Source organism: Streptomyces sp. NPDC055962, from assembly GCF_042270185.1.
In the GTDB taxonomy this organism is placed as follows: Bacteria; Actinomycetota; Actinomycetes; order Streptomycetales; family Streptomycetaceae; genus Streptomyces.
Map to the genome: position 1 here is coordinate 392,796 of NZ_JBHJYN010000002.1, position 11,305 is coordinate 404,100.

General features: G+C 70.0%; 10 protein-coding genes. 3 read left to right on the forward strand and 7 right to left on the reverse strand.

What is annotated here, in order from left to right; all coding sequences use genetic code 11:
• Position 1: 1 nt before the first annotated feature.
• The 3 genes from ACFC51_RS07040 to ACFC51_RS07050 form a co-directional block, all read right to left on the reverse strand.
• Positions 2-766, reverse strand: a complete 765-nt coding sequence (locus ACFC51_RS07040; protein ID WP_376366990.1) for a class I SAM-dependent methyltransferase — start codon at positions 764-766, stop codon at positions 2-4.
• Between the two features lie 307 nt (positions 767-1,073).
• A complete protein-coding gene (locus tag ACFC51_RS07045) occupies positions 1,074-1,298 on the reverse strand; it encodes a DUF397 domain-containing protein (protein WP_376527360.1) in 225 nt (74 codons plus the stop codon).
• Positions 1,291-2,109 (reverse strand): Scr1 family TA system antitoxin-like transcriptional regulator, encoded by an 819-nt coding sequence (locus ACFC51_RS07050; protein WP_376527362.1) that lies wholly within the window; start codon positions 2,107-2,109, stop codon positions 1,291-1,293. The genes ACFC51_RS07045 and ACFC51_RS07050 overlap by 8 nt, the downstream gene beginning before the upstream one ends.
• 169 nt (positions 2,110-2,278) lie before the next feature.
• Between ACFC51_RS07050 and ACFC51_RS07055 the strand changes: the two genes are divergently transcribed.
• Positions 2,279-2,620, forward strand: coding sequence for a hypothetical protein (locus ACFC51_RS07055; protein ID WP_376527365.1), 342 nt, complete (start codon positions 2,279-2,281; stop codon positions 2,618-2,620).
• A gap of 30 nt (positions 2,621-2,650) precedes the next feature.
• Here the strand turns inward: ACFC51_RS07055 and ACFC51_RS07060 are convergent, their stop codons facing one another.
• Positions 2,651-3,034, reverse strand: coding sequence for a VOC family protein (locus ACFC51_RS07060; RefSeq protein WP_376527368.1), 384 nt, complete (start codon positions 3,032-3,034; stop codon positions 2,651-2,653).
• A 101-nt stretch (positions 3,035-3,135) separates the two neighbouring features.
• On the opposite strand from ACFC51_RS07060, the gene ACFC51_RS07065 reads away from it, so the two are divergent.
• The gene (locus ACFC51_RS07065; RefSeq protein ID WP_376527371.1) at positions 3,136-5,403 is read left to right on the forward strand and encodes an ATP-dependent RecD-like DNA helicase; all 2,268 of its coding nucleotides are present in this window, start codon (positions 3,136-3,138) and stop codon (positions 5,401-5,403) included.
• Between the two features lie 197 nt (positions 5,404-5,600).
• The gene (locus ACFC51_RS07070) at positions 5,601-6,899 is read left to right on the forward strand and encodes a citrate synthase (RefSeq protein WP_376366978.1); all 1,299 of its coding nucleotides are present in this window, start codon (positions 5,601-5,603) and stop codon (positions 6,897-6,899) included.
• A 612-nt stretch (positions 6,900-7,511) separates the two neighbouring features.
• Here the strand turns inward: ACFC51_RS07070 and ACFC51_RS07075 are convergent.
• The 3 genes from ACFC51_RS07075 to ACFC51_RS07085 all read right to left on the reverse strand — a co-directional run bounded on the left by ACFC51_RS07075 (position 7,512) and on the right by ACFC51_RS07085 (position 11,303).
• Positions 7,512-9,971: a heavy metal translocating P-type ATPase gene (locus ACFC51_RS07075; RefSeq protein WP_376527373.1), complete on the reverse strand. Its 2,460-nt coding sequence runs from the start codon at positions 9,969-9,971 to the stop codon at positions 7,512-7,514.
• 189 nt (positions 9,972-10,160) lie between these two features.
• The gene (locus ACFC51_RS07080; protein ID WP_376366974.1) at positions 10,161-10,463 is read right to left on the reverse strand and encodes a heavy-metal-associated domain-containing protein; all 303 of its coding nucleotides are present in this window, start codon (positions 10,461-10,463) and stop codon (positions 10,161-10,163) included.
• A gap of 96 nt (positions 10,464-10,559) precedes the next feature.
• Entirely contained in the window at positions 10,560-11,303 is a 744-nt protein-coding gene (locus ACFC51_RS07085) for a TetR family transcriptional regulator (protein ID WP_376527376.1), read from the reverse strand.
• Between the last annotated feature and the right edge of the window lie 2 nt (positions 11,304-11,305).

Below are 11,305 nucleotides of genomic sequence, written 5' to 3' on the forward strand. Positions count from 1 at the left end.
GTCACCGGGGGGCTCGCCCGGCCGAGGAGGGCGCGCCGTCCGGCTTCCTGAACAGCGCGGTCCAGAGGAAGTCCTCACCGAAGTGCGGGGATTCGGCCGGCTCGTCCCGCATCCGCCGCAGCTCGATCTCCTCCATCCCGGAGAAGATCCGGCGCAGCGACTCGGGCGTGTAGGCGAGGCCGCCCCGCAGCCCCGCACCGTCGTAGAACTCGGCATCGGGCAGTTCGGAACCCATGGAGCCGGAGGCGAAGCAGCTGAGCGCGAGATGCCCGCCGGGAGCGAGGACGCGGTCCACGAGGGCGAGGTAGCTGACGCGCCGGTGCGGTGGCAGGTGGTGGAAGCAGCCCGAGTCGTGGATCAGGTCGTACGGTCCCTCCGGCGCGCCCTCGCCCGCCGCGAAGGCGTCGCCGCAGTGGAAGCGGATGTCCGCCCCCGCCTCTGCGGCCCGTTCCCCGGCCCAGGCGATGGCCCCCGGTGAGAGGTCGACGGCGTCCGTCTCGAAGCCGAGCGAGGCGAGGTGCAGCGCGTTGCGCCCCGGCCCGCAGCCGAGATCGAGGGCGCGACCCGGTGCGATGAGCCCGCGCTCGACGTACGACACGAGGTGCTCGTCCGGCTTGGCCACGAAGAACGGCACAGGCTTCGACCGGTCCTCGTAGAACCCGTCCCACCAGTCGCTCGCGCCGCTGGTCCACCGGTCCGCATCCGGAGTGAACAGGCCGTCCAGGAGCTGCATGACATCGTCCACCGAGCGTATGTTCCGGTGCATCCGGAACCCCCTTCCCGAAGTGTCGATTCTAGCCAAGAACGGGCTATCACCGCAGGTCAGAGCCATTGTGGTGGGGGCGTGAGCGGGCGTCCGCGGAAGGCTGACGCGGGAGTGGGGCGGGGAGGGTCGGAGGGAGCCGGGACGGCCTCCAGCAGCCCGTGGACGGGCTGGACGGGGGTACGGGGCGGGCCGCCGGGGTGCGTTTCCCGATTACTTCCTCCATGCGGGATCCACCGGCTCCGCACACTCCAGTGGCCCGGACGCTCTCGGCGACCTGGCACCGCACGAGAGCGTCCGGGCGCACCGGTCACCCGTCGAACCTGCCCTCCGCGACGGCGGCGACGAAGGCTGCCCAGCCGCCGGCGGAGAAGACGAGGGCAGGGCCGTGCGGAGCCTTGCTGTCGCGGACGGGGACACTCTCGTAGGTGCTGGACACTTCGAGGCACTCGCCCTGACCGCCGCCGCTGAAGCTCGACTTGAACCACCCGGTGAGGGTGGAGGCGTCCGAGACGTTGCTTGCGCTGCTACTCATGTTCATGTTCCTCTGCTGCCGCCCGCACGAGGGCTAGCGATTCCTGGTGCGACATCGCATCACTCGACGCCAGATCGTAAGCGGCCTTACTGGCCATCACCAGAGCTGGATCATCCATCAGATGCCCGGTCAGGAAGCCCTCGACGTATGCCACAGGAGCGGCGTCATCGAAGCTGAGCAGTGACAACAGACTCTCCTGCAGGGCGTGGGCTCCCACCCCGAACGGCAGCACATGCAGCCGAAGCCGCCCCGCCTCCGCCATGTCTGCGATCTTCCTCAGCTGTTCGGCCATCACCTGAGGCCCGCCGACCTGTCGCCGGAGCACGGCTTCATCCAGCACGGTCCAGAGAACCGGGTTCAGCGGCCCATCAAGGATCCGGCTGCGCTCCGTTCGAATGACAACGTCCCTGTCAAGGTCCTCGGCTCGGTGGTTGGGCCGGTACGCACGGAACAACGCGCGGGCGTAACCCTCTGTCTGGAGCAACCCCGGTACGAGCGAGAGCGCGAACTGCTGAATGAGAACCGCCTGCCGTTCCAACTCGGCCACAGCGGCGAAGTGATCGGCGTACTTGGTGTCCAGATCCTCCAGCCAGCGGGCGAAGAAGCCATCCGTCGCCAAGGCGCGGTCGATCCGCTGGGCGTCACCAGGGCTCGGCAGCCGGCGTCCGGCCTCGAAGTGGCTGATCAACGTCGGCGAGCAGACGACCTGCTCGCCCAGAGCCTCCTGGGTCAGCTGTGCCGCCATCCGCTTGAGTCTCAGTTCCTCGCCGTACTTCGTGCGCGCTGTGCGTGGCTTTCGGTTGAGCTCCATGCGATCACCAACTCCCGTCCTGACGGGCGCACTGTCAAGCCCGAACCCCTGGAGCGTAGCCACGGGCGACCCCAGGCTGTGATGGGTTCGCCACAGAACGCATCCGATCGTGAACGTATCGCCAGAGGGAGAGCGCCCAGATGAGGAAGTACGGGACAGGGGCCGCCGCGTGAACGGACAGCGGTGCGAGCGCACCACGTTCCGGCTGCTCCCCGGGACCGAGGGGGAGGGCAAGCCGGGGTACGTCCTCGGGGACGGCAGTGGTCCGGCGTCGCGGATGGCCGAGCGCCTCGTACGCATCCGGCTCGACATGGCGGGCGATCTGCTGGATCACGCCACCGAACTGCTGCCGGACCGGCGGATCACCTGGGTCGAGCTGCACTTCCTCGCCAGTCGGCTGAGCGAGTCCCTGCGGGAGGTCCTCCGCGTCGCGGAGTGCCGTGGTGCGGCCCCGCCCTGCGCGGACGGACCGTGCGAGCCCGGCCTCCTCATGGAGGAGGCAGACGAGTGAGGACAGGAGCCGGCCCCGGACCCGGCGGCCTCAGGAAGCCGTCGCGGCGCGGTCGGCCGTACTGCGGAGGACACAGAATTCGTTGCCCTCGGGGTCTGCGAGGACGGCCCATCCGGCGCCACCGGGCTCCCGGCGGTCGTCGAGCAGGGTGGCCCCGAGACCCAGCAGCCGCTCGACCTCCTCCTCGCGTGTGGTCTCCGGGCGCAGGCACAGGTGAAGCCGGTTCTTGATCGTCTTCGGTTCCGGCACCTGGTTGAAGTGCAGCAGGGGCCCCTGCGCCAGCATCACGTCGATCTCCGGATCGCCCGGGGCGTCGTCCGGATGGAGAGGGCGACCGAGCGCCTCGCTCCAGAATCGAGCCAGCTCATAGGCGTTCGCACAGTCGACCGCCACGTTCTGCAACACCGAGACCATGTACAAGAGCTTGCCCGGAACACCCAGGACCATCAAGCCCTCTGTCGGTGGCGGGCGATAGCCTCACAGGGTTCGGGGATCCGGGATGAGCAGGTGAGGTCGTGCCCAGTGCGGGAGTTGAAGCCGAGCGGGGCGGCCGCGCAGGAGTCTGTGAGGTCACCGGCGTCCTGGAGCGGATCACCTACGCCAACGAGGAGAACGGCTACACCGTCGCCCGTGTCGACACCGGACGGGGCGCCGGCGACCTGCTGACCGTCGTCGGCTCGCTGCTCGGCGCGCAGCCCGGCGAGTCCCTGCGGATGGAGGGGCGTTGGGCCTCGCACCCGCAGTTCGGCAAGCAGTTCCAGGTCGACAACTACACGACGGTCCTCCCGGCGACCATCCAGGGCATCCGTCGCTATCTCGGGTCCGGGCTGATCAAGGGCATCGGGCCGGTCATGGCCGACCGGATCACCACCCATTTCGGCGTCGACACCCTGGACATCATCGAGCAGCACCCGAAGCGCCTGGTCGAGGTCCCGGGACTCGGTCCGAAGCGGACGAAGATGATCGCCGCGGCCTGGGAGGAGCAGAAGGCGATCAAGGAGGTCATGGTCTTCCTCCAGACCGTCGGCGTCTCCACCTCCCTCGCCGTACGCATCTACAAGAAGTACGAGGACGCGTCGATCTCCGTCGTGAAGAACCAGCCCTACCGGCTGGCCGCCGACGTCTGGGGCATCGGATTCCTCACCGCCGACCGCATCGCCCAGGCCGTCGGCATCCCGCACGACAGCCCCGAGCGGGTCAAGGCCGGGCTCCAGTACGCCCTGTCGCAGTCCACGGACCAGGGGCACTGCTTCCTCCCCGAGGAGCGGCTGATCGCCGACGGGGTGAAGCTGCTCCAGGTCGACACCGGGCTCGTCATCGACTGCCTGGCCGAGCTCGCCGAGGACCCGGAGGGCGTCGTACGGGAGAAGGTGCCGGGGCCCGAGGACGGGCAGCCCGTCACCGCCGTGTACCTGGTCCCCTTCCACCGCGCAGAGATCTCCCTGGCCTCCCAGGTGCAGCGCCTGCTGCGCGCACCGCAGGACCGGATGCCGGCCTTCCAGGACGTCGACTGGGACAAGGCGCTGGCCTGGCTCGCGCGGCGTACGGGGGCGACGCTCGCCCCCGAGCAGGAGGCGGCCGTCCGGCTCGCGCTCAGCAGGAAGGTCGCCGTCCTCACCGGGGGACCCGGCTGCGGGAAGTCGTTCACCGTCCGCTCCGTGATCGAACTGGCCCGCGCCCGGAACGCGAAGGTCGTGCTGGCCGCCCCCACCGGACGGGCGGCGAAACGGCTCTCGGAGCTGACCGGCGCCGAGGCGTCCACGGTGCACCGGCTGCTGGAGCTGAAGCCGGGCGGTGACGCCGCGTACGACCGGGACCGGCCGCTGGACGCCGATCTGGTCGTCGTCGACGAGGCCTCCATGCTCGACCTGCTGCTCGCCAACAAGCTGATCAAGGCGGTGGCACCCGGTGCCCACCTCCTGCTGGTCGGCGACGTGGACCAGCTGCCCTCGGTCGGAGCCGGGGAGGTGCTGAGGGATCTGCTCGCCGAGGGCGGACCGGTGCCCGCGGTGCGCCTGACCACCATTTTCCGGCAGGCGCAGAAGTCCGGCGTCGTCACCAACGCCCACCGGATCAATTCGGGGGTGCCGCCGCTGACCCAGGGGCTGGACGACTTCTTCCTCTTCGTGGAGGACGAGACGGAGGACGCCGGGGTGCTCGCCGTGGATGTCGCGGCCCGGCGCATCCCCGCCAAGTTCGGTCTGAACCCCCGCCGCGACGTGCAGGTTCTCGCCCCGATGCACCGCGGCCCGGCGGGCGCCGGCCACCTCAACGGACTGCTCCAGCAGGCCATCACCCCGGGGCGCCCCGGGGTTCCCGAGAAGCGGTTCGGCGGCCGTGTCTTCCGGGTGGGTGACAAGGTGACCCAGATCAGAAACAACTACGACAAAGGGGAGAACGGGGTATTCAACGGTACGGTCGGTGTCGTCACCGCTCTCGACCCCGACGAGCAGAAGCTGACGGTCCTGACCGACGAGGACGAGGAGATCGTCTACGACTTCGACGAGCTGGACGAACTGGCCCATGCCTACGCGATGACCATCCACCGCTCCCAGGGCAGTGAGTACCCGGCGGTCGTCATCCCTGTCACCACCAGTGCCTGGATGATGCTTCAGCGGAACCTTCTGTACACCGCCGTGACCAGGGCCAAGAAGCTCGTCGTGCTGGTCGGTTCACGTAAGGCGATCGGGCAGGCGGTCCGCACGGTTTCCGCTGGCAGGCGCTGTACGGGACTGGATTTCCGGCTCCGGGGCGGTGCGGCCGGAGAGGTCCCGGAAAAATGATCGATCAAAACGGTGGGAAACATCACTGAGCCCTTCCGGAACCGGGGTCCAGGGGGCAGGATGAGAAAGTTGACGGCACTCAGTGCCGCCAGTAGGTCCAATGGACGACCCCGAGTGCACTCTCCTGAGCCAAATGGGGGAGGGTGGAGACAGTCAGGGCACCTCGAAGAAGAGGCACTACGTCGGTGAGGGATGACGTGAGCGAGCACACCAACAACGCTGTAGTACTGCGGTACGGCGATGACGAGTACACCTACCCGGTGATCGACAGCACCGTCGGCGACAAGGGCTTCGACATCGGGAAGCTCCGGGCCAATACGGGCCTGGTCACGCTGGACAGCGGATACGGCAACACGGCCGCGTATAAATCCGCCATCACCTACCTCGACGGCGAGCAGGGCATCCTGCGGTACCGCGGCTACCCGATCGAGCAGCTCGCCGAGAGCTCGACGTTCCTCGAGGTCGCCTACACGCTGATCAACGGTGACCTTCCCAAGGTCGACGAGCTGTCGGCCTTCAAGAACGAGATCACCCAGCACACGCTGCTGCACGAGGACGTCAAGCGCTTCTTCGACGGCTTCCCGCGCGACGCGCACCCGATGGCCATGCTGTCCTCGGTCGTCAGCGCCCTGTCGACGTTCTACCAGGACAGCCACAACCCGTTCGACGAGGAGCAGCGTCACCTCTCGACGATCCGGCTGCTGGCCAAGCTCCCGACGATCGCGGCCTACGCGTACAAGAAGTCGATCGGTCACCCGTTCGTCTACCCGCGCAACGACCTCGGCTACGTCGAGAACTTCCTGCGCATGACGTTCTCCGTGCCGGCCCAGGAGTACGTGCCGGACCCGGTCGTCGTCTCGGCGCTCGAGAAGCTGCTCATCCTGCACGCGGACCACGAGCAGAACTGTTCGACCTCCACCGTGCGTCTGGTCGGCTCCTCGCAGGCGAACATGTTCGCCTCGATCTCCGCCGGCATCTCGGCCCTGTGGGGCCCGCTGCACGGTGGCGCCAACCAGTCGGTCCTGGAGATGCTCGAGGGCATCCAGGCCAACGGCGGCGACGTCGACTCCTTCATCCAGAAGGTGAAGAACAAGGAGGACGGCGTCCGCCTGATGGGCTTCGGCCACCGGGTGTACAAGTCGTTCGACCCGCGCGCCAAGATCATCAAGGCTGCCGCCCACGACGTGCTGTCCTCGCTCGGCAAGTCCGACGAGCTGCTCGACATCGCGCTCAAGCTGGAGGAGCACGCGCTCTCCGACGAGTACTTCGTCCAGCGCAACCTCTACCCCAACGTGGACTTCTACACGGGCCTGATCTACCGCGCCATGGGCTTCCCGACCGAGATGTTCACCGTGCTGTTCGCGCTCGGCCGTCTCCCCGGCTGGATCGCCCAGTGGCACGAGATGATCAAGGAGCCGGGTTCCCGCATCGGCCGCCCGCGCCAGATCTACACCGGCGAGGTCCTGCGCGACTTCGTCCCGGTCGAGGGCCGCTGACCCCGTAGTACCGCTGCTCCACCCCGGCCGCTCCGGCCGGCATCCTTCGCCCCGCGTGCCGCGCTCGTCCTTCAGAGCGCGGTGTCCGGGGCGATTCGGCGTTCCGGGGGTCTGAGGGGGCTGGCCTGTGTTCCCCGGTGCGGCTTCGGCGTCCCCGCCGCCCCTCCGGACGGCACCGGCCCTGCCGTGGCGCCGTCGCCCCTCCCCGGCGCCTCTCGGCGGGCGTGGTGGCGGCCGTGGTGCGGCGCCGTACATGCGAGAAACGCCCCGCCGTCGATCCCCCCACGGGTCGACGGACAGGGCGTTTCCCATATCCCGGAGCGGATTCCCCCCACGGGATCCGGCCGGGCGTCTGAAGGGAGCCTGAACTCCCGTTGTTTTTCCGGTGGTGCGTATTCAGTTCGGTCCTGCTGTGCGGGCCGCCGGGGTACGTACGGGAGGGCCGCTCAAAGCTCCCCGGTGCACGCGCCCCGGCCAACACTTGCCATGGAGCGTCCCCCAAGACACTCCATCGGACGTCCCCCAAGACATCCTTGGCATCGCACTCTTAGACTCACCAACCCATCAGATGGTTACCCTCGAATCGGTGTGATCTAAGTCTCTTTGTAGAAATTATGTGAAGGAGCGCAACCTCAGACTGTTCGTCACGACGAAGACCGACGAAAACGCCATCGCCGCACCTGCGATCATGGGGCTGAGCAGCCCGAACGCAGCCAAAGGCAGTGCGGCCACGTTGTAGCCGAAGGCCCAGAAGAGGTTGCTTCTGATGGTGGACAGAGTACGCCTCGACAGGCGGATGGCGTCAGCGGCAACCTTAAGATCTCCACGAACCAGTGTGAGGTCGCTCGCTTCGATCGCCGCGTCGGCCCCGGTGCCCATCGCCAGGCCCAGATCGGCCACCGCGAGCGCCGCCGCGTCGTTGACCCCGTCGCCGACCATCGCGACGGACCGGCCCTCGGCCCGCAGTCGCCGGACCACCTCGGCCTTGTCCCCCGGCAGGACCTCCGCGTGGACCTCGTCGATCCCCACTGCATGGGCCACGGCGTCCGCCGCCGCCCGGTTGTCGCCGGTCAGCAGGATCGGGTGGAGGCCCAGCGCGCGGAGCTCGGCGACGGCCTCCGCGCTGCTCCCCTTCACCGTGTCGGCCACCTCCAGCACGCCACGTGCGGCGCCGTCCCAGGCGACGGCGACCGTGGTCCGGCCCGCAGCCGCGGCCTCGGCCAGCGCCTCGGCCAGGGAGGGCGGGAGGGCGATCCCGGCGTCGGCGAGGAGGCGTGGCCTTCCGACCACCACGTGGTGCCCCTCGACGGTGCCGCGCACCCCGAGGCCGGGGACGTCGGTGAGGTCCGCCGGTGCGGGCGCAGCGGAGTCCGTGCGGGCTGCGGCCCCTGCGGCGACCGCGCGGGCCACCGGGTGCGCGGAGGCGTGTTCGAGGGCGCCCGCGAGACGGAGCACCTCGTCCTCGGCCGTGCCAGGCGCGGTGTGGACACGTCCCAGCGTCATGCGGCCGGTGGTGACCGTGCCGGTCTTGTCGAGGACGACGGTGTCGATCCGGCGGGCCGTCTCCAGGACCTCGGGGCCCTTGATGAGGATCCCGAGCTGAGCGCCGCGTCCCGTACCGGCCATGAGGGCGGTGGGCGTGGCGAGGCCCAGGGCGCAGGGGCAGGCGATGATCAGCACGGACACGGCGGCGGTGAACGAGGCCGTGATGTCGTCGGTGGCGAGCAGCTGGGCCACCAGCGTCCCCAGGGCGATCAGGAGCACCACGGGTACGAAGACCGCGGAGATCCGGTCCGCGAGGCGCTGCGCGGCGGCCTTGCCGCTCTGGGCGTCCTCGACGAGGGCGGCGATCCGTGCCAGCTGGGTGCCGGCGCCCACGCGGGTGGCCTCGACCACCAGACGGCCGGACACGTTGAGGGTGGCGCCGGTGACGGAGTCGCCCGGGGCGGTGTCCACCGGGAGGGACTCCCCGGTGAGCAGGGAGGTGTCGACGGCCGAGCGGCCCTCGACGACGGTGCCGTCGGTCGCGATCTTCTCGCCCGGCCGCACGACGAAGCGGTCGCCGACGAGGAGCCGGCCGACGGGGACGCGGACCTCCACGAGGCCGGGCCCCGCGTCGGGGAGCGCCCCCGTGGCGCTGCGGTTCGGCCCGGCCGGAGGGTGTGTCCCCGCGGGTCCGTCGGCCGGTGCCTCCGGGCGGAGGACTGTGACGTCCTTCGCGCCGAGATGGAGCAGTGCGCGCAGGGCGGAGCCGGCCTTCCGCTTGGACCTGGCCTCCAGATAGCGGCCGAGCAGGAGGAAGGCGACGACTCCCGCCGCGACCTCCAGGTAGATGGTGGAGGCGGGAGCGGACCGGGCGCCGGTGACGTCGAAGCCGTGCCGCATCCCGGCGGTGCCCGCATCACCGAGGAACAGGGCCCACACCGACCAGCAGAAGGCCGCGAGCGTGCCGATCGACACCAGGGTGTCCATCGTCGCGGTGCCGTGGCGCAGGTTCGCCCAGGCGGCTCGGTGGAAGGGCAGTCCGCCCCAGACCACGACGGGGGAGGCGAGGGTGAGGGAGAGCCACTGCCAGTTGTCGAACTGCATCGCGGGGACCATGGCCAGGAGGATCACCGGCGCGGCGAGGGCCGCCGAGACCAGGAGGCGCTGCCGGAGGGCGGCGAGGGACTCGTCGGCCCTGCGGCCGGCCTCGTCGCGGGGATCGTCGGCCGGGCCGCCGTCCTTCTCCTGGAGGCCGTCGTCGGTGCCGTCCCGGTACGGGCCGGCGGTGGCCGGCGGGCTGTCGGCCCCGGGCGTCCGGATGCGTGACGCGGGTGCGGGGCGGACGACGGGCCGTGCCGTGTAGCCGGTCTTCTCCACGGTGGCGACGAGGTCGTCGAGCGTCGTTCCGGCGCCGTAGGAGACGCGGGCCTTCTCGGTCGCGTAGTTGACGGTGGCGGTGACGCCGTCCATCCGGTTGAGCTTCTTCTCGACGCGGGCCGCGCAGGAGGCGCAGGTCATCCCGCCGATCACGAGCTCGGCGTCGGAGGTCTCCGCCGCCGGGACCTCGGCTGCCGTGGTGCTGGCCATGTGTGCGGACTCCTGGGTCGGACAGTCGGGCCGTCTCCCCACCAGTATCAGCCTCTCCTGGTGACGGAACCGGCCCCACGGGAGGTGCGGGGCGACGCGGGCCCACGAGCAGGCCGTGCGGCCGCCGGCTGCACGGCCGAGGGTGCCCGTCGGTGGTGGGTGCGATCGGCCGGGGCGGAGCCGCCGGTCTCAGGCGCGGCCCACGAGTTCGTAGCCGGCCTCGTCGACGGCGGCGCGTACGGCGTCGTCGGTCAGCGGCGTCGCGGAGACGACGGTCACCCGTCCGCCGGCGGCCTCCGCCTTCACCGAGGTGACGCCTTCGAGCGCGGAGATCTCCTCGGTCACGGCCCCTTCGCAGTGGCCGCAGGTCATGCCCTTCACCTCGTACACCGCGGTGACGCCCGCCTGGGCGTCGGCGGTCCCGTCGTTGCGGGAGCCGGCGGACGAGCAGCAGGAGCCGGAGGTCCGGGGCGTGTCGGTCTCGGCGGTCATGGCGTTCTCCTCTTCACAGGCACATGGGGTGTCGCGGATGCGGCGCGAGGGGCGCAGGGGAGCCCGATGCGTCTACCCGCACCCGCCACTATACCCCTAGGGGGTATTTGCGCTCCCGGTCGGTGACCCCTCGGGCGTGTTGCACACCAGGGGCTCCAGGTAGCGGTGCATCACGTCCTTCAACTCCTTGACGTACGCGTCCCGTTCGTCGCCTTCGTGCTCCATGACCAGATCGAGGCCGGCCTTGAAGAGGACGAACGACATCGTGGCCGTGCGGGTGACCCGGTCCGCCGGGAGGTCCGGAAGCAGGGTGCGGAGGAGCTGCTCGGTCCGGGTGAGCATGTTCGCGTGCAGGGCGTCGTGCTCCCGGGTGATCACGCCGGGGATCTCGGAGCCGTGGGTGAGGACGGCGAAGGCCGGGTTCTCGCAGTTGAAGGCGATCAGCGGGTCGAGGACCGCGTCCAGGAGTCTGTCGAGCGGGAGTTCGAGGCGGCTGACGACGAACGCGGCGCCGTACGTCTCCTGCCAGCGGTGCGTGAGCCGCTCGCCGAGCTCGATGGCGATGGCTTCCTTGTTGGGGAAGAACTGGTAGAGCGTGCCCGGTGAGACGCCCGCCTCGCGGGCGATGGCGTTGGTGCTGGCGCCGTTGTACCCGTGGGCGGAGAAGACGTCGGCGGCGGCTTCGAGCAGCTGGGCGATGCGCGCCTCGCCGCGCGCCTGGCGGCGGCGCGGCCGGCCGCTCGCCTCGCCGCCCGTGTCCGGGCCCTGTTCCGCGCTCCTGTCGCGTCCGCCGTTCTTCGCTGCCGATGCGGCGGCTTCTCCGGCTCTGCCTTCCGGCATGG